22 protein-coding genes are annotated in these 23,534 nt (G+C 54.1%); 13 read left to right on the top strand and 9 right to left on the bottom strand.

All coding sequences use genetic code 11. The features are described 5' to 3' along the window. Nucleotides 1-188 precede the first annotated feature (188 nt). Nucleotides 189-716: an RNA 2',3'-cyclic phosphodiesterase gene (thpR, locus tag DB48_RS09720; protein WP_041510098.1), complete on the top strand. Its 528-nt coding sequence runs from the start codon at nucleotides 189-191 to the stop codon at nucleotides 714-716. A 90-nt stretch (nucleotides 717-806) separates the two neighbouring features. Here the strand turns inward: thpR and pepB are convergent, their stop codons facing one another. Then, nucleotides 807-2,084: an aminopeptidase PepB gene (gene pepB, locus DB48_RS09715; protein WP_041510097.1), complete on the bottom strand. Its 1,278-nt coding sequence runs from the start codon at nucleotides 2,082-2,084 to the stop codon at nucleotides 807-809. 644 nt (nucleotides 2,085-2,728) lie between these two features. Here pepB and sfsA point away from each other — a divergent pair. From sfsA to panC, 7 genes are all read left to right on the top strand, one after another. Continuing rightward, nucleotides 2,729-3,433: a DNA/RNA nuclease SfsA gene (gene sfsA, locus DB48_RS09710; protein WP_041510096.1), complete on the top strand. Its 705-nt coding sequence runs from the start codon at nucleotides 2,729-2,731 to the stop codon at nucleotides 3,431-3,433. A gap of 159 nt (nucleotides 3,434-3,592) precedes the next feature. Beyond that, nucleotides 3,593-4,036, top strand: a complete 444-nt coding sequence (gene dksA / locus DB48_RS09705; RefSeq protein ID WP_011866925.1) for an RNA polymerase-binding protein DksA — start codon at nucleotides 3,593-3,595, stop codon at nucleotides 4,034-4,036. 86 nt (nucleotides 4,037-4,122) lie between these two features. Beyond that, entirely contained in the window at nucleotides 4,123-5,046 is a 924-nt protein-coding gene (gene gluQRS, locus DB48_RS09700; RefSeq protein WP_041510189.1) for a tRNA glutamyl-Q(34) synthetase GluQRS, read from the top strand. An 81-nt stretch (nucleotides 5,047-5,127) separates the two neighbouring features. Next, nucleotides 5,128-6,570: a polynucleotide adenylyltransferase PcnB gene (gene pcnB, locus DB48_RS09695; protein WP_052813743.1), complete on the top strand. Its 1,443-nt coding sequence runs from the start codon at nucleotides 5,128-5,130 to the stop codon at nucleotides 6,568-6,570. After that, on the top strand, nucleotides 6,570-7,058 hold the full coding sequence (gene folK, locus DB48_RS09690) for a 2-amino-4-hydroxy-6-hydroxymethyldihydropteridine diphosphokinase (RefSeq protein WP_041510095.1): 489 nt from the start codon (nucleotides 6,570-6,572) through the stop codon (nucleotides 7,056-7,058). Before pcnB ends, folK begins: the two co-directional genes overlap by 1 nt. A gap of 79 nt (nucleotides 7,059-7,137) precedes the next feature. Further along, entirely contained in the window at nucleotides 7,138-7,932 is a 795-nt protein-coding gene (gene panB / locus DB48_RS09685) for a 3-methyl-2-oxobutanoate hydroxymethyltransferase (RefSeq protein WP_041510094.1), read from the top strand. Nucleotides 7,933-7,948: 16 nt separating this feature from the next. Continuing rightward, nucleotides 7,949-8,797, top strand: coding sequence for a pantoate--beta-alanine ligase (panC, locus tag DB48_RS09680; protein WP_041510093.1), 849 nt, complete (start codon nucleotides 7,949-7,951; stop codon nucleotides 8,795-8,797). A 115-nt stretch (nucleotides 8,798-8,912) separates the two neighbouring features. On the opposite strand, the gene DB48_RS20230 is transcribed toward panC, so the two are convergent. Further along, nucleotides 8,913-9,086, bottom strand: coding sequence for a hypothetical protein (locus DB48_RS20230; RefSeq protein ID WP_160290148.1), 174 nt, complete (start codon nucleotides 9,084-9,086; stop codon nucleotides 8,913-8,915). A 499-nt stretch (nucleotides 9,087-9,585) separates the two neighbouring features. On the opposite strand from DB48_RS20230, the gene DB48_RS09675 reads away from it, so the two are divergent. The 5 genes from DB48_RS09675 (at nucleotide 9,586) to DB48_RS09655 (ending at nucleotide 15,807) form a co-directional block, all read left to right on the top strand. Next, the gene (locus tag DB48_RS09675; protein WP_052813742.1) at nucleotides 9,586-11,229 is read left to right on the top strand and encodes an L-lactate permease; all 1,644 of its coding nucleotides are present in this window, start codon (nucleotides 9,586-9,588) and stop codon (nucleotides 11,227-11,229) included. Nucleotides 11,230-11,296: 67 nt separating this feature from the next. Further along, entirely contained in the window at nucleotides 11,297-14,101 is a 2,805-nt protein-coding gene (locus DB48_RS09670; RefSeq protein ID WP_041510092.1) for an FAD-binding and (Fe-S)-binding domain-containing protein, read from the top strand. Between the two features lie 350 nt (nucleotides 14,102-14,451). Continuing rightward, on the top strand, nucleotides 14,452-15,000 hold the full coding sequence (locus tag DB48_RS09665; protein ID WP_041510091.1) for a hypothetical protein: 549 nt from the start codon (nucleotides 14,452-14,454) through the stop codon (nucleotides 14,998-15,000). A gap of 79 nt (nucleotides 15,001-15,079) precedes the next feature. Then, nucleotides 15,080-15,496, top strand: a complete 417-nt coding sequence (locus tag DB48_RS09660) for a hypothetical protein (protein ID WP_041510090.1) — start codon at nucleotides 15,080-15,082, stop codon at nucleotides 15,494-15,496. Next, on the top strand, nucleotides 15,496-15,807 hold the full coding sequence (locus tag DB48_RS09655; RefSeq protein ID WP_041510089.1) for a DUF4144 family protein: 312 nt from the start codon (nucleotides 15,496-15,498) through the stop codon (nucleotides 15,805-15,807). Before DB48_RS09660 ends, DB48_RS09655 begins: the two co-directional genes overlap by 1 nt. A gap of 64 nt (nucleotides 15,808-15,871) precedes the next feature. Here the strand turns inward: DB48_RS09655 and DB48_RS09650 are convergent, their stop codons facing one another. From DB48_RS09650 to DB48_RS09615, 7 genes are all read right to left on the bottom strand, one after another. Next, nucleotides 15,872-16,642, bottom strand: a complete 771-nt coding sequence (locus DB48_RS09650; RefSeq protein ID WP_041510088.1) for an ABC transporter permease — start codon at nucleotides 16,640-16,642, stop codon at nucleotides 15,872-15,874. A gap of 2 nt (nucleotides 16,643-16,644) precedes the next feature. Further along, nucleotides 16,645-17,586, bottom strand: coding sequence for an ABC transporter ATP-binding protein (locus DB48_RS09645; protein ID WP_041510087.1), 942 nt, complete (start codon nucleotides 17,584-17,586; stop codon nucleotides 16,645-16,647). Nucleotides 17,587-17,663: 77 nt separating this feature from the next. Continuing rightward, nucleotides 17,664-18,194 carry a hypoxanthine phosphoribosyltransferase gene (gene hpt, locus DB48_RS09640; RefSeq protein WP_041510086.1) on the bottom strand — a complete coding sequence of 177 codons (531 nt, stop codon included), beginning with the start codon at nucleotides 18,192-18,194 and terminating at the stop codon, nucleotides 17,664-17,666. An 18-nt stretch (nucleotides 18,195-18,212) separates the two neighbouring features. After that, the gene (locus tag DB48_RS09635; RefSeq protein WP_041510085.1) at nucleotides 18,213-18,872 is read right to left on the bottom strand and encodes a flavin prenyltransferase UbiX; all 660 of its coding nucleotides are present in this window, start codon (nucleotides 18,870-18,872) and stop codon (nucleotides 18,213-18,215) included. 47 nt (nucleotides 18,873-18,919) lie between these two features. Next, on the bottom strand, nucleotides 18,920-20,302 hold the full coding sequence (gene mpl / locus DB48_RS09630; RefSeq protein WP_041510084.1) for a UDP-N-acetylmuramate:L-alanyl-gamma-D-glutamyl-meso-diaminopimelate ligase: 1,383 nt from the start codon (nucleotides 20,300-20,302) through the stop codon (nucleotides 18,920-18,922). 548 nt (nucleotides 20,303-20,850) lie between these two features. Then, entirely contained in the window at nucleotides 20,851-21,273 is a 423-nt protein-coding gene (locus DB48_RS09620; protein ID WP_052813741.1) for a hypothetical protein, read from the bottom strand. 238 nt (nucleotides 21,274-21,511) lie between these two features. Further along, the gene (locus tag DB48_RS09615; RefSeq protein ID WP_041510082.1) at nucleotides 21,512-23,020 is read right to left on the bottom strand and encodes an AAA family ATPase; all 1,509 of its coding nucleotides are present in this window, start codon (nucleotides 23,018-23,020) and stop codon (nucleotides 21,512-21,514) included. Between the last annotated feature and the right edge of the window lie 514 nt (nucleotides 23,021-23,534).

The raw sequence follows: 23,534 nt of genomic DNA, 5'->3' as shown, positions 1-23,534 counted from the left end.
AGTCAGAAATCATAGGATTACCTTATGATTAAAGTTGTAACGGCTAGCTGTGAGTGACTATAGGTTATATTTCGCTTTTACAGCGACACCAGCAAAATAAGTCGCTTAAAAATCAAGCCAGTAGAAAGCTCGACTCGTAGCATTTTTGTAACACACTTTAACCTTTATCGGCAACCAGGGGACACCCAATGAAACGACTCTTTCTCGCCATCGCGCCCAATGCCGCACAACTGGCGCAGCTGACCCGGCTACAGGCGAGCTTAGACAAGCAGGGACGCCTAGTTCCCAGAGACAATCTGCACATGACCCTGGCCTTCCTCGGCCAGTGCAGCGAGGACCAACAAGAGGCCCTATGCGACACCCTAGACAGGCTCGCCCATCAACGCCGTCTGCCGACATTCGAGGTGACTCTCAACACCCTGGACCATTGGCTTAAGCCTAAGATTATCTGTCTCAAGGGCGTGGCGCGGGATCCCCGGCTCATCAGCCTGTTCGATCTATGCCAAGGGCTGGCCCAGCAGCTGGGGCTGCACACCAGCGAGCACAGCTTTACGCCCCATATCACCCTCATGCGCAAGGCCAAGGTGCTACCCGAGTTCAAGGCGCCCTCCCTCACCCTCAGCGGCAACGCCCTGCATCTCTATCACTCCCAAAGCAGCGAGCAGGGCGTGCAATATAAGGTATTGGCCTCCTGGCCACTTCGCCAATCCGAATAAGACGGGGCCCACCTAGACATAAAAAAACGCGCCAGGGGCGCGTTTTTTCAATTTACCTTTGCTCACTCCTGTAGCAGCTAAGGTTTGGGCTTAATCTTGCAACAGCTCGGCGATAGTCAGCACGCCGTGGGCGGTTGCCCCGGCAGCCCACAGGCCATTCGCCGTATCGGCAAAGGCTGAGGCCAGATCCATGTGCAGCCACTGAGTATCATCGGACACGAAACGCCAGAGGAAACCGGCGGCGTTAGAGGCGCCACCCGCTCCGCCACCCTTAACAGGGCGGCTATTAGCGGTATCGGCATAGGCAGATGGACACATCTCTTTATGCCAAGGCTCCAGTGGCAGCGGCCATACCTGCTCGGCCACGGCCGACGCCTTCTCTTGGGTGCGGCTGATCAGCTCTCGGCTAGGAGAGAAGATGGCGTTGTATGACGTGCCGACCGCCATCACCGCGGCGCCGGTCAGGGTCGCCGCATCGATCACTAGAGGCGCACCGGTTTCACAGGCAGCCTGCAGACCATCGGCCAGCACCAGACGCCCCTCGGCATCCGTGTTTACCACCTCGACCGAGACACCATTCTTATAGGTGAGGATATCCCCCAGCTTGTAGGCACGGCCGCTGATCAGGTTCTCGGCGCAACAGAGGAACAGCTTGATACGCTTGTTCAGGCCAGACTTGATAGCCAGTCCCAGGGCCGCGGTCACGGTCGCCGCGCCGCCCATGTCACACTTCATGCCCAGCATGCCTTCCGAGGCCTTGATGCTGTAACCGCCAGAGTCGAAGGTGATCCCCTTACCGACCAGCGCCGCAGACACGGGCGCGTCTTCACCCAGCGGGTTATAATCCAGCTCGAGCAGCGCGGGTGGACGCTCGCTGCCACGACCGACAGAGTGAATACCGATCCACTTTTCTTCCAGCAGGGCTTCTCCTTCGATGATGCGGTAGCTCACCTTGTCGCCGCCCACTTTAGTCAGCCACTGGGCCGCCTGATTTGCCAGAGTCACCGGGGCCAGGTTTTCTGGGGTCTCGTTGATCAACTGTCGGGCGAAGGCCGCGCTATCGCGTCTGTCATCCAGCACCTTCTTGATGGCGTCATCGCCGGACCAGGCAATCTTGCCGATCTGTTTGGCGGTGGCAAATCCCTGGGCGAAGGCCCACTGAGAGTGAAGATCCCACAGCTCGCCCTCGAGCGCCACCTCGTTGATCCCCTGACCGCGCAGCTTACGTGCCGCCTGCTGCACCTGGCGCAGCTGATCCCCCGCCTGCAGATGGATATTGGCTTGGCCCGCCGTAAAGGTCACATCTGCGCTGCCCCAATGGGCCGCTGGGGCGTCCTCGGTCAGATAAATCTTCATCACGTCGCTCATAATTGTTCCTTGTCAGTACAGAGAGTGGCTAGGCCCTAGGGCCTGTTAATCTTTCAAGTTTAATTTTTGTTCAATCTAAACGCGTTTTGCACGAGGCGAGAGCCATGAAGCATAGTTACTCTATGTGAATGGCGAACAACAAAGAAATCGTCTGGAACGATTTCTAACAGCGTCGCTGACCGCCTGCGGTGAAAGGCAGGAAGCCTTTCATAAAGTGCAGCGCGCGTTTAGATGAACCCGTTGGGCAGCGTTTGTAGGCCATTTCTACGGCGTTATCGCCAGTTTGTGTAGAAGACTACACGACACAGGCTCTGCCTTGTATAAATCACCTTCAAACAGCTGCAAAAACAAACGGAAAAGATCAACAGGCCCTAGTGGGTCTGCCTAATAATGCAGCCAAGTATAACGCCAATCGCCCTGCTTTATCTAACCTACTCACACTTAAGCCTAAAAGCGCGCCGCGACAGCGCGCCGCCTAATAAGGTAGAATCCGTGCGCTAAGCATCGGCGTATCTCAACAGGCTGTCTCAGACACTAGAGCCCCAAACCGGCCCAAGACAGGCCCAAGCTCAACCCCAAGCTCAACCCCAAGCTCAGCCAAGACGTAGCCAAAGACATATAAGCAGAACAACAAGGTCAAAAAGATGATTTTTACCCCCGCATTTGAACAGGGAAAGTTACTCAGACGCTATAAGCGCTTCCTCGCCGACGTACAGCTCAGCGACGGCTCGGAGATCACCATCCACTGCCCCAACACAGGCTCGATGCGCAATTGCCTGTTTCCCGGCGAGCCCGTCTGGTTCTCGACCTCAGATAATCCCAAACGTAAGTATGCCCACACCTGGGAGCAGGCGGCCTCCAATGAGGGCCACATCATAGGGATCAACACGGGAAGGGCCAACGCCCTGGCGGCCGAGGCGATTGAAGCTGGAGTGATAAGCGAACTGACCGGCTACGACAACCTGCGGCGCGAGGTCAAATATGGCAGCGAGAACAGCCGTATCGATCTCCTGCTGGAGAGCGAGGACAAACCCGCCTGCTATATAGAAGTCAAAAGTTGTACCTTATTAGAGCAGGGTCAGGGCTATTTCCCGGACGCGGTGACCACACGTGGTCAGAAACACCTGCGCGAGCTGATGGAGATGGTCAAGCTAGGCCACAGGGCGGTGCTGCTATTTGTGGTGCAACACACAGGCATTACCTCCGTGGCCGCCGCCCGTCACATCGATCCGGACTACGCCGATCTGCTCGCTCAGGCGCACCAGGCGGGGGTTGAAATTCTCGCCTACCGCTGCGAACTATCGCCCAGCGCCGCCAGGCTGATTAAATCCTGCCCTGTCAAGTTGTAAATAGACGGTAAAAGTTGAATTAATACGTAATAGAGGACATAGTCAAAAGATAAACTCATGGCAGCTTAAAAAATTTGCGTGGTATATCAGATTCTGATATAGATATCGGCCTTTAATAAAAGACGCCCTACAACGCAAATGATTAACAGGAGATGCGTTATGCCTGAAGGCACTAAAAAACTTGGCGTGCTCGCTATCGCAGGTGTAGATCCTTACCAGGAAAAACCGGGTGAGGAATATATGAATACCGCTCAACTGGGTCACTTCAAAAAGATTCTCGATGCTTGGCGTAGTCAGCTCCGTGAAGAAGTGGATCGCACCCTGAATCATATGCAAGATGAAGCGGCTAACTTCCCAGACCCTGTCGACCGTGCGGCTCAGGAAGAGGAGTTCAGTCTTGAACTACGCGCCCGTGACAGAGAGCGTAAGCTGATCAAGAAGATTGAAAAGACATTGCAGAAGATCGAAGACGACGATTTCGGTTTCTGTGATTCATGCGGTATCGAAATCGGTATCCGCCGTCTCGAAGCCCGTCCGACGGCCGACCTTTGTATCGACTGTAAGACGCTCGCCGAGATCAAAGAGAAACAGATGGCCGGTTAATCTGGCGAGAAGCGGGGCTTAGCCCCGCTTTTTTGTATCCAGTCGCCCCAACCAGCGATATAGATAGTGTTAACAAAGGTTTTGCCGTGAGCCCCCAAGCAGACCCAACCCTCTCCCCCAATCACCCTAAGCTAGACGACAAGGCCTATATCGGCCGCTTCGCCCCCTCGCCCTCCGGGCCGCTGCACTTTGGCTCCCTTATCGCCGCACTTGGCAGCTATTTGCGTGCCCGCGCCGAGCAGGGTCAGTGGCTGGTGCGTATCGAAGATATCGACCCGCCCAGAGAGGTAGCTGGCGCCAGCGACCTCATCCTCAAGACCCTAGAGGCCTATGGCCTGCATTGGGATGGCGCCGTGCTCTATCAGAGTGATCGCCTAGAGGCCTATCAGGCGCGCCTCGATAACCTGCTGACACAGGACAAGGCCTACTACTGTCAATGCACTCGCAAACAGATCCAGGCGATGGGCGGCACCTATGATGGCCGCTGTGCGAAGCGCACGCCGAAACACGACCCGGGGGCCATACGTATTCGCAATACCCTGGCCATCGCCCGCTTTAACGATGAGCTACTGGGTGCAATAGAGGTAGAACCTGCGTTTGCCGCAGAGGACTTCATCATCAAGCGCCGCGACGGCCTCTACGCCTACCAGCTGGCCGTGGTGATGGACGATGCCTTTCAGGGCATTACCGAGGTGGTGCGCGGCGCCGACCTGCTCACCTCCAGCGCCCGACAGGCGACTCTGTTTAGCCTCTTTGGCGAACACACGCCTAAGTGGCTGCACCTGCCGCTGGCCTGCGCCCAGCCTGGGATGAAACTCTCGAAACAGAATCACGCCCCGGCCATCGACCTTAAGGCGCCACAGGCCAGCATCAATGCGGCGCTCGCCTTCCTCGGGCAGCCCCCCTGCGACCCCGACAGGGTCGAGACCATGCTGGCCCAGGCCGTCAGCCAGTTTGACCTGAGCCGAATCCCGCGCCAGCAGGAGATCATACTTCCGCCAGGCGCTTAAGTCCGCTAAGGCCATAAACCAAACCGCCGTCACGAAACCCGATTTGACAGGCTAAGTCCGGGTATACTCTTTAACCCATAATTGAGTTATGATAGCGGCCTAATTTTAACCCTGACTCAAGATCCAAGTTCGAGGTGTCCTATTTTTCGCCGTATTAGTCAATTCTGTAAGCAGCTTTTTGAAGACAATCAAAACACCACAGAAACCACACCAGAGGGACTAAGCCTGGAGATAGTTGCACGTAAACATCATGCAATCTCTCGCAAGCACATTAGCGAAAACGCTATTAAGGTACTCTATCGTCTACACAAATCTGGCTTTAAGGCCTATTTGGTGGGCGGCGGCGTGCGCGACATCCTCCTCGGTCTAGAGCCCAAGGATTTCGACGTGGTCACCAACGCCACGCCGGAAGAGATTAAGAAGCTATTTCGTAACTGCCGCCTAGTGGGACGCAGATTCCGTCTGGCCCATATCGTCTTCGGCCGCGACGTCATCGAAGTCGCGACCCTGAGGGGCCATCACGTGGACAGCGGCGAAAAGATCTCTAAGATCAACGCCGAGGGTCGCCTGCTGCGCGACAACGTCTACGGCACCATAGATGAAGACGCCGAGCGCCGCGACTTCACGGTCAACGCCCTCTATTACGATATCAGCGACTTCTCCATCCACAGCTATGGCGGAGGCCTGCAAGATCTCGAGTCTCGCACCCTGCGCCTCATCGGTGACCCACAGAAACGCTACCGCGAAGATCCCGTGCGTATGCTGCGCGCCGTACGTTTCGCCACTAAGCTGGGGATGAACATAGACAAGGCCGCGGCCGAGCCGATCCCCGAGCTGGCCCCCCTGCTGAAGGATATTCCCGCCGCCCGCATGTATGAAGAGGTACTCAAACTCTTCTTCGCCGGTCAGGCACAAAATAACTTCGCCATGATGCGCGACTTTGGCCTGTTTGCCCCCCTCTTTCCCCTAGTGGATAACCTGCTGGAAGAAGATCCCAAGGGGCCGAGCCACAAGATGATCAAGGCGATCATGCGCAACACAGACGAGCGGGTACAGCAAGATAAGTCGGTCACACCGGCCTTCTTCTACGCCGCCATGCTCTGGTACCCCCTCAGCCAACGGGCCGACGATATCGCCCTGGAGAGTGGCCTGAGCCAATACGACGCCTTCTACGCCGCCATGGGCGATGTGATGGAGCAGCAGTGCCGCACCATCAGCATTCCCCGTCGCTTCAGCACCCCGGCCAAGGATATCTGGCAGCTGCAACTGAGATTCGAGCGAAACCAGGGCACACGTGCCTTCAAGTTTATCGAGCATCCTAAGTTCCGCGCCGCCTATGATCTGCTATTGCTGAGGGCGGAAGCCGAAGGTGGTAACCTGGCCAAGACGGCCGCCTGGTGGAAGAGCTTCGTCGAGGGCAGCGAAGAGCAGCGCAGCGTCATCGCCCGCAGCACCAACAAGGGTAGCCGCAACCGCAATAACCGCCGTCGTCGCAGCCCAAAGAAGACACCGAAAGCCGAATAATGCTAACCGTCTATGTCGCATTGGGGGCCAATCTCGCGTCCCCTAAAGCCCAACTGGATCAGGCCTGCCAGGCACTGAAGGCCCTGGCAAGCGACGGACAGGTGAGCGTCTCCCCCTATTACCAGAGCGCCCCCATGGGCGATGTGCCCCAGCCCGACTACCTCAACGCCGTGGCCCGCTTTACCACCACGCTCGCACCGCTGGCGCTACTCGATGCGCTGCAGGCGATCGAAAATGAGCAGGGCCGGGTACGCCAGGTACGCTGGGGGGCCAGAACCTTAGATCTCGACCTGCTCCTCTATGGCGACTGGCAGCTGGATATCCCCCGCCTCAAGGTGCCTCACTACGGCATGAAGAGCCGTAGCTTCGTATTAATTCCCCTGTCAGATCTGGCACCAACGCTCACTCTCCCCTGCGGAACCCAACTCAGCTCACTGATCACCGAGGAACTTAAGAGGCAAGTTCAACAACTCGGCCCGGATCATTGAACTTAGGCCCCAGTTAGCTTATAAAGCACACTACTGCCCAGGCAGAACCCTTTTTTAAATCAAAGTTAAGACCAGCATTATGTCTAAGATAACCAGCTCTACCCTGCTGAAATTCAAGCAGGAAGGTAAGAAGTTCACTGCACTCACCGCCTATGATGCCAGCTTTGCGGGCGCCTTCGACAGCGAAGGGATCGACGTCCTACTGGTGGGCGACTCGTTAGGCATGGTATTGCAAGGACACGACGACACCCTGCCGGTCACAGTCGAAGATATCGCCTACCACACGCGTTGTGTGCGTCGTGGCATCAAGCGTTCACTGCTGATCGCCGACATGCCCTTCATGAGCTACGCTACCCCAGAGCAGGCGATGACCAATGCCACCGCCCTGATGCAGGCTGGCGCCAATATGGTGAAACTCGAAGGCGGCCACTGGCTGCTGGAAACCGTCACTAAGCTGACCGAGCGCGGCATTCCCGTATGTGCCCACCTGGGACTCACGCCGCAATCTGTGCATGTCTTCGGCGGCTTCAAGGTACAGGGCCGTGACGCCGACAACGCCCAGCGCATCATAGATGAAGCCAAGGCGATCGAGGCGGCCGGTGCCCAGCTATTGGTGGTCGAATGTATCCCGGCTGCGCTGGCAAAGAGCATCACAGAGGCCCTCACCATTCCGGTTATCGGCATTGGCGCAGGCGCCGACACCGACGGTCAGATCTTGGTGATGCACGACGTACTGGGGATCTCCAGCGGCTACATCCCACGCTTCTCGAAGAACTATCTGGCCCAGACTGGCGAGATCCGCAGCGCCATTCGCGCCTATATCGAAGAGGTCGACACTGGCGTCTTCCCCGCCGCCGAGCATACATTTAGCTAAGAAAGGTTGCTGTAACATGTACACCACCCAAGATATCGCCGCGATCCGCACTCAGGTGCGTCAGTGGAAACAAGCCGGCGAGACAGTGGCATTCGTGCCCACCATGGGCAATCTGCACCAGGGGCATATCACCCTGGTTACCGAGGCGCTTAAACGCGCCGATCACGTGGTGGTCTCCATCTTCGTTAACCCTATGCAGTTTGGACAGAACGAAGATCTGGATGCCTATCCACGCACCTTGGCCGCCGATCAGGCCGCCCTCGAGGCCGCCGGTGCCGAGCTGTTGTTTACCCCGACACCAGCCATCATCTATCCCAAGGGGATGGATAAGCAGACCTTTGTCGAGGTGCCGGGCCTGTCGGAAGAGCTGTGCGGCGCCAGTCGCCCTGGGCACTTTCGCGGCGTCGCCACCATAGTCTGTAAGCTGTTCAACATAGTGCAGCCAGACGTGGCCCTGTTCGGCAAGAAGGACTTCCAGCAGCTGATGGTGATCAAGGCCATGGTGGAAGATCTGTCTCTGCCTATCGAGATCGTCGGTATCGATACCATTCGTGAGAGCTCTGGCCTGGCCATGAGTTCACGCAATGGCTACCTCAGCGAGTCTCAGAAGCAGCAGGCGGCTCAGCTTAAGCGCACCCTGGATGAGATGGCCGAGGCGATCGCCCAGGGTCAAGCCATCCCTAATGTAGTGCAGCAGGCTCAGGAGCAGTTGCACCAGGCTGGGTTTAAGCCTGATTACCTGTCGGTGCGCAACGCCGCCGATCTGCGCGAAGCCAGCGACGACGACAAGCAGCTGGTGATCTTGGCCGCCGCCTTTATGGGCAGCACACGCCTTATTGATAACTTAACCTTCGAGCGTCCCTAAACTTAGGGACGTTCGCGCCTAAAAACCGCTTCTCCGACTCAGCAACGGGGAAGCGATTTTTCATATTTAGCGCATTTTTCATCCTGAGATTTGCCCTAAAACATCGCAATTTGATCTAAACCTTGCCAGCTAAGTCCCTGGTAATGCACCAAAGTCGATCGGCCTGCCGCCCGAAAATGCCATGATTTTCAGAAATAAAATTACTTATTTGAGCGAAAGCCAATAAAGTGACCTGGATCCAGATCCCCTGCAATTCATTTACATGCATTTCAAGCGAATCGGCATTCATTCTGGCTAACCTACTGAAATTAATTGGTAATACCTATTTACCAAAAATGACAGGCTCCAACAGAGGTTTCACAAGGTGATCTGGATCACTAAAGCCAAATTTCCACCACTAACTGATTAGATTCTAAACTGAAATTATCCGATCAGATATTTCCACTTTTGAGACCAAATTAGAGTAATAACTCTTAGTAAAATCCCATTTTCAGCTAAAAAACGTCATGTAACTTTCAAAAGGTTATAAAAGCCCGCTCCGACCAGTGATATCGATCACACTTTCAGTTTAAGTGGTCAGACAAAGTTCACACCCATCTAACCCCATCTCACATAATCGGCACATAATGATCTAGATCATATTTGCATTTGGTGAATTAGCGTTTATTACGCATCAAGGATGAAAGGATTCCATTTGGGAATAGCTTCCGACAACACAAGATGCTGCAACGGACGAGTCAGCATCAACAACAACTAAAATAACCAAGTAAAGACAGTAAGAGGCAATCATGACCCTACTTCAACTACTCGCCAGTTTGACGCCTGTAATCAGCGTTATGCTATTTTTGGTGCTACTCAAGATGCCAGCATCTCGCGCCATGCCCATCTCCATGGTAATGACAGGCCTTGCCGCCGTCTTTATCTGGCAGATGGATACCACCATCTTAGGTGCCTCAGTGGTAGAAGGCCTACTCTCGGCCCTGACCCCACTCAGCATCATCTTCGGTGCCGTGTTCCTGTTGAACACCCTGAAATACTCGGGTGCCATGGACACCATCCGCGCCGGCTTTACCAACATCAGTGGTGATGCCCGCGTGCAGGTGATCATCATCTGTTGGTTATTTGGTTCGTTTATCGAAGGCTCTGCCGGTTTCGGTACCCCGGCCGCCATCGGCGCGCCGCTGCTGGTACTGCTAGGCGTGCCGCCAGTGGCCGCCGCTGTGGTTGCCCTGATCGCCGACTCCACCAGCGTCTCCTTCGGCGCCATCGGTCTGCCGGTGCTCTTCGGTATGGAACAGGGTCTGATGCAGGGTGGTGTCAGCATGGCTGCCGACCAGATTGCCCAGCACGGCACCAGCTTCGCCGACTATGCCCAGTTTATCGCCCTGCATATGATCACTATCGATCTGCTCACGGGTACCCTGATCCCACTGGTACTGGTTTCTGTTCTCACCGGCTTCTTCGGCCGTAACAAGTCCTTCAAAGAGGGTCTGGCAATTTGGAAGTTTGCCCTGTTCGCCGGTCTCGCCTTTACCGTACCCGCTTGGCTTATCAACTACTTCGCCGGTCCTGAGTTCCCATCGGTTATCGGTGCACTAGTCGGTATGGCCCTGGTGATCCCAGTGGCGCGCAAGGGTCTGCTGCTACCTAAGACCCCTTGGAACGATTTCGCCGAAAACGACAACCAGACTCAGGCCAAGATTGAAACCAAGGCACAGTTCTCTCAGGTTGCCGCCTGGACGCCTTACATCATAATGGCCGGCCTACTGGTACTGTCTCGCACCGTGGCGCCGCTCAAGTCCTGGCTCACCAGCTTTAACATCAGCTGGACTAACCTGCTGGGTACCGAGCTAAAAGCCGGTTTCGCGACCCTGTATGCCCCTGGCGCCTTCTTCGTGCTGGTGTGTATCCTGGGCTTCGTGCTCTTCAAGATGAAGTCGCCAGCCATCAAGGAGTCGATCACCGTCTCTTGCAAGTCTATGCTGCCGACCATCATCTCCCTGGGCGCCTCTGTGCCTATGGTGAAGATCTTCCTGAACTCTGGCACCAACGAGGCGGGCCTACAGTCTATGCCTGTTGCCCTGGCCGACATGCTGGCCGGTTCTATGGGCGCCATCTGGGCCTGGATGTCACCCATAGTGGGTATCTTCGGTGCCTTCCTATCAGGCTCGGCTACCTTCTCTAACATGATGTTCTCAGGCCTGCAGTACAGTGTGGCCGACAACATCGGCATGAACCACGCGTTAGTCCTGGCCCTACAAGGCATAGGTGCCAACGCAGGTAACATGATGTGTGTCATGAACGTGGTCGCCGCCGCTACCGTGGTGGGTATGGCAGGCCGCGAATCAGAAATTATCCGTAAAACCATGCCCGTTGCGCTCGGTTATGCCTTGATTGCAGGCACTATCGCTACCCTGTGGGGCGGTCTATAACAGATAACTCGAGAAAGGCGGACGTGATGAACCCGCCTTTTTGTGGGTCAATTAAAAGAGTAATGTTATGTCGATTAATTATTCAGCAGTAGTCGCAGATTTACGTGCAAAACTTGGTGTAGAAGCGGTATCGGACGATGCGGTACGTCGTTTCGCCTGGTCAACCGACGCCAGCTACTTCCGTATCGTGCCAGAGGTAGTGGTCCACGCCGAAACCCTCGAAGATGCCCGCGACACCTTAGAGGTCGCCCGCGCCCATAACGCCCCGGTCACTTTCCGCGCCGCAGGCACCAGTCTGTCAGGCCAGGCCATCGGCGAAGGCATCTTGTTGATCCTCGGCCACGACGGTTTTAGAAAGATCGCCGTCAGCGAAGATCACAACCAAATTTCGTTAGGCGCAGCCGTCATCGGCAGCGATGCCAACATGGCGCTCAAGCCGTTCAACAAGAAGATAGGGCCGGATCCGGCTACCCTGGCCTCGGCCATGGTTGGCGGCATCGTGTCTAACAACGCCTCGGGCATGTGCTGTGGTACGGCTCAAAACAGCTACCAGACCATCGCTTCGGCCAAGTTACTGTTTGCCGACGGTACCCGTCTGGACACTGGCTGTGAGCGCTCAAAGGAAGCGTTTCGCGCGTCACACAAGCAACTGCTGCAGGAGCTCACCGAACTGGCACAGCTCACCAGCAGCAATCCGGTACTGGCCGACCGTATTCGCAAGAAATACTCCATCAAGAATACCACCGGCTACAGCATTAACGCCCTGGTAGACTTTGAGGATCCTTTCGAGCTGATCAACCACCTGATCGTCGGCGCCGAGGGCACCTTGGCCTTCGTCGAAGAGGTCACCTACAACACGGTCGATGAGGCCAAGTTCAAGGCCTCGGCCATGGCGGTATTCTTCAACATGGAAGATGCAGCCCGCGCCATTCCACCGATCAAATGCGACAGCGTAGCGGCCGCCGAGCTGCTGGACTGGGCGTCTATCAAGGCGGTGACCGGCAAGAAAGGGATGCCAGACTGGTTGAGCGAGCTGCCGGAAGGCGCCGCCATCTTGCTGATCGAATCCCGCGCCAACGACGAGACGACCCTGGATGCCTACACCCAGGATGTGATCGCCAAGCTGGCCCATATCGAAACCGAGCGCCCTATCAGCTTCAGCCGTGACCCAGAGGTCTACAGCAAGTACTGGGCGATGCGCTCTGGCCTCTTCCCCATCATCGGCGGTGAGCGTCCAAAGGGCACCTCGGTGATCATCGAAGACGTGGCCTTCGAGCTGGAACATCTGGCCAATGCGGCGACCGACCTGACCGCGCTGTTCCACAAGCATGGCTACCCAGAAGGGGTGATCTACGGCCATGCGCTGGCGGGTAACTTCCACTTCATCATCACACCGACCTTCGCCTCACAGGCTGATATCGAGCGCTTCCACGGCTTCATGCAAGACGTGGCCGAGATGGTGATCGACAAGTACGACGGCTCCATGAAGGCCGAGCACGGCACAGGCCGCGCGGTAGCGCCTTTCGTCGAGATGGAATGGGGCGCCGATGCCTACACCCTGATGAAGCGCATCAAGCAGATCTTCGATCCCCAGGGCCTGCTTAACCCAGGCGTGATCCTCAACGACGATGCCAACGTGCACGTGAAGAACATCAAGCCTTGCCCTGTGGTCGATGACTATGTGGACAGATGTATCGAGTGTGGCTTCTGTGAGAAGACCTGCCCGACCTCGGCGCTTAACTTTACTCCGCGTCAGCGTATCGCCACCCTGCGTGAAATCGCGCGCCTGGAGGCCTCTGGCGACAAGCAGGCCGCCGAAGAGATGCGTGCCGCCGCCAAGTATGACGTGGTCGACACCTGCGCCGCCTGTCAGCTCTGTACCATCGCCTGTCCGGTGGACAACAGCATGGGTCAGCTGGTACGTAAGCTGAGAACCCCTTACATCACCACGACCGAGCAGAAGGTGTTGGACTTCCAGGCCAAACACTTCGGCGCCGTCAACCAGGTGATCAGCACAGGCTTCGACGTGCTCAACATCATCCACAAGGTCACAGGCGACAGCGTCACCAACGGCCTGATGAAGGTGGGTCGCATGGTGTCTAAAGAGGTGCCTTACTGGAATCCGGACTTTGCCAAGGGCGGCAAGCTGCCTAAGCCTAGCCCTGCCTCGCCAGACAAGGAGACAATAGTCTACTTCCCTGCCTGTGGCGGTCGCACCTTCGGCCCGACGCCGAAAGATCCCGACAACCGCACCCTGCCTGAAGTCGTGGTCACCCTGCTGGAGCGCGCCGGTTACAATGTAGTGACCCCGGATAATACCCGTCACCTGTGCTGCGGCCAGATGTGGGAATCTAAGGGTGACTTCAAGAATGCCGATGCCAAGCGTGATGAGCTGATCGACGCCCTCAGCGCACTGAGCGACAACGGTAAGGTGCCCGTGGTGGTAGATGCCCTCTCTTGTACCTACCGTACCCTGACGGGTAACCCTAAGGTGGAGATCACCGATCTGGTCGAATTTATGCACGACAAGATCTTGCCTAAGCTCACCTTCACCAAGAAGGTTAATGTGGCGCTCCACCTGGGCTGTAGCGCCCGCAAGATGAAGCTTGAGCCTAAGATGCAGGCCCTGGCCGATGCGTGTAGTAATGGCGTTAAGCTGCCGGAAGGAATTGAATGTTGTGGTTACGCCGGCGAGAAGGGCTTATACAAGCCAGAGATCAACGCCAGCGCCCTGCGCAACATCAAGAAGCTGATCCCTGTGGACATCAAGGAGGGCTACTACGCCAACCGTATGTGCGAAGTGGGTCTGACCCAGCACAGCGGCATCTCCTATCGCCACCTGGCCTACCTGCTGGAAGAGTGTAGCCGCTAGGGGAGCAGCAACCGATTTAAGGTTTAGATAACCCCACCCAAGCAAACTCCGCGGTGTGACATTCGCTCACATCGCGGTTTTTTATCTCTACGCCTCTGAAAAACCCGTGAAAACCACCTAAGTCATGCAAAATACTGGTGTTATTCCAGGAGTTGCGCCATAGTAATAGCTGTCCATGCCAGTGGCACACAGGCTGAAGATATGAACCATAGCCTGTATTCGCCAGAGCCTATAGAAGCCAGGGCTTGCCGACATGAACAAGGAATCAGGGAAATCACTCGTCGCGGCGACGCTCACCCAATTGATGCCGCCACCCCAAGACTCGACGCAGATAGAGGAATTATCGCTCCATGGGAAAACTGCTCTTAGCCATCGCACTCCTGCTGCTTCCCGGCCTGAGTCACGCCAGCAGCATCTATAAGTGTATCAAGGGCGATAAGGTGGTCTTCAGCCAGACCTCCTGTCCGAAAGAGTTTAAGCAACACCATATCCAGTACCAACTCGGCATCACGACTGAGATAGACAGCGATAAGCCCAAGGAGAAGCTCGACCCCCTGCAGGCGCTCCTCAACAAGCGCACCCTGTCCCAGGAAAAGCTGTTACAGCTGATCGATGCGGAAGTCTACCGCCTCAAGCAGGAAAACAGCTATTATGAGATCTTAAGGGCCAGCGAGAAACAGAAGCTAGATCGCAAGCGCTACTGGCAGAAACAGGCCAAGGACGACCCCGAGTTTCTCGCCAAAGTCGACGAGATGAACAGCTACTTCGACGGCCTGATAAAGCTCAACAAGGACGCCATGTTCATGCTAAAACAACATAAGCGGCGCATCACGGCGCCGGAGCAGGAAGAGCAGAGGGAGCAGGCCGACAGGGGCGCGCCCCAGGTTGTGCAACACTAACATGAGCCGTAAAGCTTTGATGAAAGCCTTGCCGCATTGACCTCAGTCATGCAGCACTAACTTAAGTCGCGAGGCCACCATGAACAAGACCCAGTTGAGCCTGCTCATCATCGGCCTGCTTCTGCTGGGATTCTATCTGCGCCAAACCTTCTTCACGCCTGCCGATGACCCCAGAGAGATCAATGTCGACAGCTTCATCGACCACGCCCAATACCTGACGACGCAGAGCGAGGTGATTGCGCCTCTGGTATGTGCCAAGCTCGCCATCGACATGGGCTTTACCATAGACCAAGACCAGGTTAACCAAGCGCTGCGACAGACACTTAACGCCTATGACGACGATAAAGACGCCGCCCTGTACCTGTTTATCTATGTCAAAGGCTACGCCTTCGGCCTAGCCCACGGCATAGAGGACAAGCCCGGCGCCTACTTCCACCTGGGCTGCGACCAGAACCATCCCGAGGTTCAGATGGCCCCCGAGCAGACCCAAATCTGATGATCCACTGGCCCTTACTGCTCAAGCTCGCCAACGATAAGCAGTTGATGCTGCTAGATAGCCAGCAAGCCTGGCTCGATGAGCGCGAGCATCTGCGTGGCCAATCCCTGCTGCTTATCGACAGCCAGGGCGTGAGTTATCGCTGCCAGAATGGCGACTTACTGCCCTCGGGTGAACAAGTCCCCCTGTCGGAGATCGTCAAATGGGTTAGCGACTACGCCTGCCAAAATGGTCATTTCTGCAGCGCCAAGATAGGCGCAGACAGCCTGACTCAGCTGTTCGATATGGTGCGCTACCTCGAAGCTCAGTAGCGCCGCGCGGGCATAAAAAAAGCCCCACTTTTGTGAGGCGATTTATACCAATCGTAATAAATAATTAGGTTCTTAGCCCTATGCCGCGGCTGATCAGGTAATAGGCCAGCAGCCAGAGGCCGGCGCAGAAGCCCACCATGACGGCAATCGACAGGCCAATGCCTATGTCGGCATACCCTAAGAAGCCATAGCGGAACACGTTGATCATATAGACCACAGGGTTAAGCTGCGACACCCCCTGCCAGAAGCTGGGTAGCAGGGTCAGCGAATAGAAGACCCCGCCTAAGTAGGTCAGCGGTGTCAGCACGAAGGTGGGCACTATGCTGATGTCGTCATAGCTCTTGGCAAACACCGCATTGATGAGGCCGCCAAGGGCGAACAGGATAGAGGTCAACAGCACGGTCAGGGCCACCAGTCCGGCATGATGCAGGCTGATATCCACGAAGAACATCGCCACCAGGGTCACTATGGTACCCACACACAGGCCGCGAGCCACGCCGCCGCCCACGTAACCGGCAATCATCACATAGTGAGGCACGGGCGCGACGATCAGCTCCTCCAGGTTGCGCTGAAACTTGGCGCTGAAAAAGGATGACGCCACGTTGGAATAGGAGGCGGTTATCACCGACATCATGATGAGACCGGGGGCGATAAACTCCATGTAGCTGACGCCGCCCATCTCACCGATGCGCTTACCCACCAGATTACCGAAGATCAAAAAATACAGGGTCATAGAGATCGCCGGCGGCACCAGGGTCTGCACCCAGATACGGGTGAAACGCGTCACCTCCTTGATCAATATGCTCTTAAAGGCGGTAAAATAGACCTGCTTCATGTTCATGCTTTAGCCCCTCCCTTACCTTGTTCCACCAACTCCACAAACAGCTCCTCCAGACGGTTAGCCTTGTTACGCATCGACAACACCTCTATCCCCTGCTCGCTCAGCTGGGCAAACACGCTGTTGATGCTATGGGCCTTCTCCACATCCACCTCTAAGGTGTGCGGGTCGGTCAGGCGGCAAGTGATCCCCTCGAGGCTTGGCGGCTCAGGGATATCGGCCTTAAGGTCGAACACGAAGGTCTCCATGTTGAGACGGCTAAGCAGGGATTTCATGCTTGTACACTCCACCAGCTCGCCCTTGTCGATGATGCCTATGTTGCGGCACAGCATCTCGGCCTCTTCCAGGTAGTGGGTGGTCAAGATGATGGTCACCCCCTGGCGGTTGAGATCCGTCAGGAAGGTCCACATGGAGCGTCTGAGTTCGATATCCACCCCGGCGGTAGGCTCATCCAGGATCAGCAGCTTGGGTTCGTGCATCAGGGCACGGGCAATCATCAGACGGCGCTTCATGCCGCCCGAGAGGGCGCGAGACGGGCTGTTACGCTTATCCCATAGGTCGAGTTGGCTCAGGTACTTCTTGGCACGCTCGAAGGCCACCTCGCGGGAGACGCCGAAATAGCCGGCCTGGTTGACCACTATCTGCTGCACCGTCTCAAACTGGTTGAAGTTGAACTCCTGGGGCACCAGGCCGATGGACATCTTGGCCAGCTCCAGCTGGGTGTCGATATCGTGTTCGAACACCTTCACCTTGCCGCCACTCTTCTGCACCAGGGAGCAGATCACCCCTATGGTGGTGGACTTACCCGCACCGTTGGGCCCAAGCAGGGCAAAGAAATCCCCCGCCTCGACCTTAAGGCTGATCCCCTTTACCGCTTCGACGCCGCCCTTGTAGGTTTTTCTGAGCGAGTCGATAACTAAAGCATATGGCTCTTTGGTCATTAGTCACTTCCGTTATCACATTTAAAAATAAAAACTCCCGCACAGGGCAGGAGTTTAAGATCTTAACTAAGGCGCGATTAATCTAAGGGTACGACTTTCGCTATGTAAGGCAGGTTACGATACTGTTCGGCATAGTCGATACCATAGCCGACGATAAACTCATCGGGAATGGTGAAGCCGATAAAGTCTACCGGTACATCAACCTCGCGGCGCTCTGGCTTGTCGAGCAAGGTACAGAGGGCCAGGCTCTTAGGCTCGCGCAGCATGAGCATCTCACGCACCTTGTTCAGTGTGTTGCCCGAGTCGATCAGATCTTCGACGATCAACACGTCGCGGCCTTCGATATCCGACTGCACATCTTTCAGGATCTTCACGTCGCGCGAGCTGGTCATGGCATTGCCGTAGCTGGATACCGACATGAAATCGATCTCAACGTGACCCTTGATGCGGCGGCAAAGGTCGGCCATAAAGACCACAGACCCTTTTAGCAGGCCAACCATCAGCAGGCGTTCGCTGTTGGCGTAGTGGGCATTGATCTGCGCTGCCAGGATATCCAGTTGTTGCTCAATCTCATCTGCCGAGATCATCACTTCGGTAGTGTGTTTCATACTCTTCTCAAAATTGTCTTAATTGTCGCGGTTGTCGGCACTGTGCTTATCATAGCCCCAACGCTTGGTTAACCCGTGGTCGACACCCAGATGGTCTAAAATCCGAGCGACCATGAAGTCTACCAGATCTTCAATCGATTTGGGATCATGATAAAAGCCCGGCGCCGCCGGCATTATGGTGGCGCCCAGGCGCGAAAGTGACAGCATATGCTCTAAGTGTATGCTGCTAAAGGGGGTTTCTCTGGGCACTAAGATCAGCTGGCCACGCTCCTTGAGCACCACATCGGCGGCGCGCTCCAGCAGGCTATTACTCATGCCGGTGGCCACCGCCGCCAAGGTGCCCGTGCTGCAGGGGCAGATCACCATCTGTTTGGGCGCCGCCGAGCCAGAGGCAGGTGGCGAGAACCACTCCTCTTTACCCAGCACATGCAGCTCACCTGTTGGCTTTAGCCCCTGCTCGGCAAACAGCGCCAGCAGTTGCTCCTTAGCCTTGTCGCCATTAGCGCTAAGCTGCAAGCCGTGTTCGGTAGCCAGCACCACACGCGCCGCGCTGGAGATCATCAGAAACACCTGATAATCCGCCATCAGCAAACACTGCAATAACTTAAGTCCATATGGAGCCCCGCTGGCTCCGGTCCAGGCCAGGCTGATCGCCTTGGCCCGCTTGGGATAATTCATATCACTCTCTTCGTTGAAGACCCGAGTCTAAGCCTAACCGGCTAGACTCACGCCTTGTTCTGTTCCAGCTTAGCCAGCAACTTGCCATGCAGGCCACCGAAGCCGCCGTTGCTCATGACGATGATGGTGTCGCCCGGCTTAGCCACGCCAGCGACCGTGTCTGCCAGTTCATCTATCTGGTATAGCACAGTCACGGGCAACTCGGCCTGGGCCATCGCCGCCTCCACGTCCCAGTCGATGTTGTCCGCCTGATACAGGTAGGCAGCATCGGCCAGCGCCATAGATCCCGCCAGGGTATCCTTATGCACGCCGCGCTTCATGGTGTTAGAGCGAGGCTCGAGCACCACCAGGATACGGCCATCGCCCACCTTGGCGCGGCAGCCCTGTAGCGTGGTGGCAATCGCGGTGGGGTGATGGGCGAAGTCATCGTACACGGCAATGTCATTGACCATGCCAATCAGCTCCATGCGCCGCTTTGGCGGCGCGAAACGACTCAGCGCCTCGATAGCTGCCTCAGGCTTAACCCCCACGTGACGGGCAGCGGCGATCGCCATGGTGGCGTTCTCCACGTTGTGCTGACCGATAAGGGACCAGTCGAGCACGCCCTGAGACTCGCCATCGAAAAACAGCTCGAATCTATGGCCATCCTCACTCAAGAGCTCGCTGTACCAGCCTGGGCTCCCCGCCATTAGGTTAAAGGTTTCCTGCTCGCTCCAGCAGCCCATGTCGATCACCTCGCGCACCGCATCACTCGCCGACGGCCAGATGATCTTGCCCTGACCCGGTACCGTGCGTATTAGGTGATTAAACTGACGTTGGATCGCTTTTAGATCGTCGAAGATATCGGCGTGATCGAACTCCAGGTTATTGATCACCAGGGTGCGCGGCTGATAGTGGACAAACTTGGAGCGCTTATCGAAGAAGGCGCTGTCATACTCGTCGGCCTCCACCACGAAAAACGGCGAGTCGCCCAGGCGCGCCGACACGCCAAAGTTTTGCGGTACGCCGCCGATCAGAAAGCCAGGGGCATAGCCACAGTCTTCTAGAATCCACGCCAGCATGCTAGAGGTCGATGTCTTGCCATGGGTGCCCGACACCGCCAACACCCAGCGGTTGGTCAGAATATGTTCGGCCAGAAACTGGGGCCCTGAGGTGTATCTCAGGCCACGATTGAGCACCGCCTCGACACAGGGATTGCCACGACTCATGGCGTTGCCTATCACCACCAGATCCGGCGCATCGTCCTCGTTTTGTCCCAGCTGACTCGGGTCGAAACCCTGGATCAGCTCGATCCCCTGCTCTTCGAGCTGAGTGCTCATAGGCGGATAGACGTTGGCATCGCTGCCCGTGACCTTGTGACCGTTAGCGCGAGCAAGGAGTGCGAGACCACCCATGAAGGTGCCGCAGATCCCTAAGATATGTACATGCATTGGGGTTGGCTCTGGATAGGAATAATCTGGGGTTATTCTAGCGATTTGGGATGCCATTGTCAGTTAACAATGGTTTAAGATGCGGTCTAACGACCGGGAGGGGGTTTCAAGCTGCGTTTGAAGGGCTGATGCCAAGGGGAGATGTTCAAACTTCGTTTGGGTGGCTGATGCTAAGAATGCGGCCTTACGGCCGAAGACTGATTTTCCAAACTTCGTTTGGAGATGAAAGTCGTGGGTCTTCAACCCACACCCGACCAAAAGGGGAAAATCGCTTGTTCCCCTTTTGGAAATCCCCCAGCGCCCCAGACGAAGTTGTTGCTCCTCATGCTTCAATGAAAATCGCCTAACGACTCGGATGGGACTCCCTGTCCCCCCGAGCCTTAGCCATCATCCGTGATGGCTATACGGCATTTTCATCTACGCATTTCGGCAACTTCGATGGGGAATTGTCGTAGCTTCTACCTGCAACCTCACTAGCTAGAACAAACTTAACTCTGACCCAACTTTTCATTTATAAGTATCATTAGTGATCGGGCGCAACGCCCTAATCAGCAGCTGTTTGGCGTCGGATGAATTTGCTTGTTAGAAGGCTGTATCACTGAAATTGTCGGTGAGTCACTAGCTAAGACAGATACACACTCATTTAAACCAATGATCAAGAACTCAAGCGAATCATATAACCTCCCTGATACGAAATGCTCTCTCGTTTTCTCAAGTTCACTCCAACCACCACGAAGCACTTTGAAACACCATCCTTTCAGTAAGTTACATTCAGACCAGAATTCGCCAAGGTCACCTTCATCTAATACTCGAAACCCATATATGGCATCAAAATGCACTTTCACAGTCCATTTATTTGAATCCACAGTGATCTCTAGACCATTCTCAGAAAGCTTCACTTCCTCCACGATCGTTGTTCGATCAGAGACAAAACCTGTTTCAACAATTGATACAGTAGGTTCGTAGATCATCCGTTGCCTTCTAACGCCGCCTTAAGCGGTGAGTAATTGTTGGCTATAATGTGAAGCGAAGCGGAACCGAGCCAACTGTTACGAATCCGACTTCAATCGCAAAATGCCGAAAGTAGCACTGATCGCCTGCATGCGAAAGCTCATCGTGATCTTGAATACCATGCTTAAAAGCGAGGAGCTGTGGTGCGTAAAAAACGGATAAATATATTGACTAAACACCACAATCACTTGTTATACGCTACCTGGCATTGAACACCTGACCAAATAAACGCTTTATTTCTGGTATTGAATTACCGTATTTCTCAAAACAGTAAGTTTTATAGAGAGAGCGATAAATATCTGTTTGCCCTACCCCTGTACTAGCCTCTATAGAAGAAACTATATGTTTTATTCTATCTTTTGCTTTATCTCTTATATTCTGCTTGTTTAGAAGATTGTATTCGCGAGATGATATTATTCTTCTTAAGTTAATTCCTGCCCCTGAAAACAACCCATTTATCGTTCTTATTAGTTGTGCATCTGCATTTTCTATCATTTCAACAAGACCGCACTCAGGGGTGCAGGGTAGATATTTAACTTTAGCCTGGGAATGATTAAAGAGACTGAGCAAAGTCTGATTGTTTTCTCTCTGAGCAGTTGCAAGAGACTCGGTTTTAACATCTAAATCTAAAAATGAAAATCTTTTGACATGATCTGGGAATATTTGTGATGAAGAATTTAATAATTCCAAGACTTGGACAAAGCCTCCTATAGGAACAACCCGATATAACGGTAGAAATGAACTTTCATTATTTGTTATTGAGTTATAGAACCCCAGCATTTGTTCAAGTAGGATTTTTGCTTGCTTATCCTCAACAAGAAATATGAAATCAGTACTTGGTTCATCATCAAATGCTATTTCGCCAAGAACCCGTGCAGGATAGACATTGGTTATACTTTTGAATTTGCTTGGAGTTTCTTCTTGCAAGAAAATTATGTTCTTTCTTTTTATATTCTTAATTAAGGTTGCAGAGTGTGTGGAGAAAAGAGTTGTCAGTCTTTTAGACTGTGAAATCTCTTCAACCTTTTCAAGTAGCCTCACTTGTGCTTGAGGATGTAGAGCCATTTCAATCTCGTCAATCAGGATTAGGCTGTTATCTTCAATATTTGAAAGGCTACAGGCTAATCTCAGTACGCAAAGCTCACCTAAGCTAAAATTCTTTTCTGAGTAGTAATGTGTTTGGTTGTTTTTCCTGTAAGGAATTAAATATGCTTCACTTCCTACTCCGCGGCGGGTATTAACATATTTGAGGTTGTCCCATTTAGTGTCACTTAGAACATATGACATAAAGCCGGTAACTTCGGCAGGAGCGGATCTAACAGATCTATATCTTATTTCATCAGCAAATGGTTCTACCCTGTTTCCATTTGCTTCTACAAATCTTACTGTCGCATAGGGGAATTGAGAGAATAGTCCTGAATTTCTGCTCGGTGTAGCTCTCCACCTTTGACCACCATACTTATAGCTAACTTCTTCATTATTTATTTCATAGATAACTCTTGAATTCTCAAACGAATCCAATCGGCTTTCAAAAGTACTTGTTCTGTAATATCTTTGGAATGCATGTCTTGAGCCGATTCTGAAAAGAGCCGCTAGCAAGCTGGTTTTTCCTGAACCATTTAACCCTGTGACAAGATAAACCCCTCTGTCTGGTATTCTGAATTCCAACTCTTTAATTTTCTTAATATTCTTTAAAGTAACTTTCATAGATGTACTACGATCTCGATTCTATGTGATTGCGTATGACAGCTTATTAGTGCGCATGCGCGTTTACCTCGTTGGACCAGTGAAAACGCGCACAGTTAACTATCTGTATGTAATGAACTTATCAGCATTTTGCCGCTTTTCATATAAGTAATCCATCTGCAAAAACGCGCATGCGCGTTTTCCAAACCTATTATCTCAAGTGGTCAACACATAACTGATTGATAAAAATGAATTATACGGATTAGTACGTGTAAAAACGCGCAAAATTATTTCACTATTTTCCTTGATATTCGGAAATACCAAATAACACTGTATAAATAAACAGTTCACTAGGGGGGGGTGAAGTAATCATGAGTCTAAAAAGCCCATTTCTAATCGGTGTTCAAGAAACAAAGCGTATGCGTGGTTACAGTATTTAGGAATAGTCGGGTCAGAGTAAACTTTTACTTACTTGCTGCAAATGCCGGTTGTGGCTACAACAGATCCCCATCGAAGTTGCCGAAATGTGGAGATA

The sequence above is a fragment of the Shewanella sp. cp20 genome (assembly GCF_000832025.1).
In the GTDB taxonomy this organism is placed as follows: Bacteria; Pseudomonadota; Gammaproteobacteria; order Enterobacterales; family Shewanellaceae; genus Shewanella.
This window is presented reverse-complemented; position numbering and strand designations above follow the sequence as displayed.

Coding starts and splice junctions, on each gene's coding strand:
- DB48_RS09660 (WP_041510090.1), top strand. CDS start 15,080: ATGAACAAGACCCAGTTGAGCCTGCTCATCATCGGCCTGCTTCTGCTG.
- DB48_RS09670 (WP_041510092.1), top strand. CDS start 11,297: ATGTCGATTAATTATTCAGCAGTAGTCGCAGATTTACGTGCAAAACTT.
- pepB (WP_041510097.1), bottom strand. CDS start 2,084: ATGAGCGACGTGATGAAGATTTATCTGACCGAGGACGCCCCAGCGGCC.
- DB48_RS09645 (WP_041510087.1), bottom strand. CDS start 17,586: ATGACCAAAGAGCCATATGCTTTAGTTATCGACTCGCTCAGAAAAACC.
- DB48_RS09665 (WP_041510091.1), top strand. CDS start 14,452: ATGGGAAAACTGCTCTTAGCCATCGCACTCCTGCTGCTTCCCGGCCTG.
- DB48_RS09620 (WP_052813741.1), bottom strand. CDS start 21,273: ATGATCTACGAACCTACTGTATCAATTGTTGAAACAGGTTTTGTCTCT.
- panB (WP_041510094.1), top strand. CDS start 7,138: ATGTCTAAGATAACCAGCTCTACCCTGCTGAAATTCAAGCAGGAAGGT.
- hpt (WP_041510086.1), bottom strand. CDS start 18,194: ATGAAACACACTACCGAAGTGATGATCTCGGCAGATGAGATTGAGCAA.
- DB48_RS09675 (WP_052813742.1), top strand. CDS start 9,586: ATGACCCTACTTCAACTACTCGCCAGTTTGACGCCTGTAATCAGCGTT.
- sfsA (WP_041510096.1), top strand. CDS start 2,729: ATGATTTTTACCCCCGCATTTGAACAGGGAAAGTTACTCAGACGCTAT.
- DB48_RS09635 (WP_041510085.1), bottom strand. CDS start 18,872: ATGAATTATCCCAAGCGGGCCAAGGCGATCAGCCTGGCCTGGACCGGA.
- DB48_RS09650 (WP_041510088.1), bottom strand. CDS start 16,642: ATGAAGCAGGTCTATTTTACCGCCTTTAAGAGCATATTGATCAAGGAG.
- panC (WP_041510093.1), top strand. CDS start 7,949: ATGTACACCACCCAAGATATCGCCGCGATCCGCACTCAGGTGCGTCAG.
- folK (WP_041510095.1), top strand. CDS start 6,570: ATGCTAACCGTCTATGTCGCATTGGGGGCCAATCTCGCGTCCCCTAAA.
- mpl (WP_041510084.1), bottom strand. CDS start 20,302: ATGCATGTACATATCTTAGGGATCTGCGGCACCTTCATGGGTGGTCTC.
- DB48_RS09655 (WP_041510089.1), top strand. CDS start 15,496: ATGATCCACTGGCCCTTACTGCTCAAGCTCGCCAACGATAAGCAGTTG.
- DB48_RS09615 (WP_041510082.1), bottom strand. CDS start 23,020: ATGAAAGTTACTTTAAAGAATATTAAGAAAATTAAAGAGTTGGAATTC.
- dksA (WP_011866925.1), top strand. CDS start 3,593: ATGCCTGAAGGCACTAAAAAACTTGGCGTGCTCGCTATCGCAGGTGTA.
- DB48_RS20230 (WP_160290148.1), bottom strand. CDS start 9,086: ATGAATGCCGATTCGCTTGAAATGCATGTAAATGAATTGCAGGGGATC.
- thpR (WP_041510098.1), top strand. CDS start 189: ATGAAACGACTCTTTCTCGCCATCGCGCCCAATGCCGCACAACTGGCG.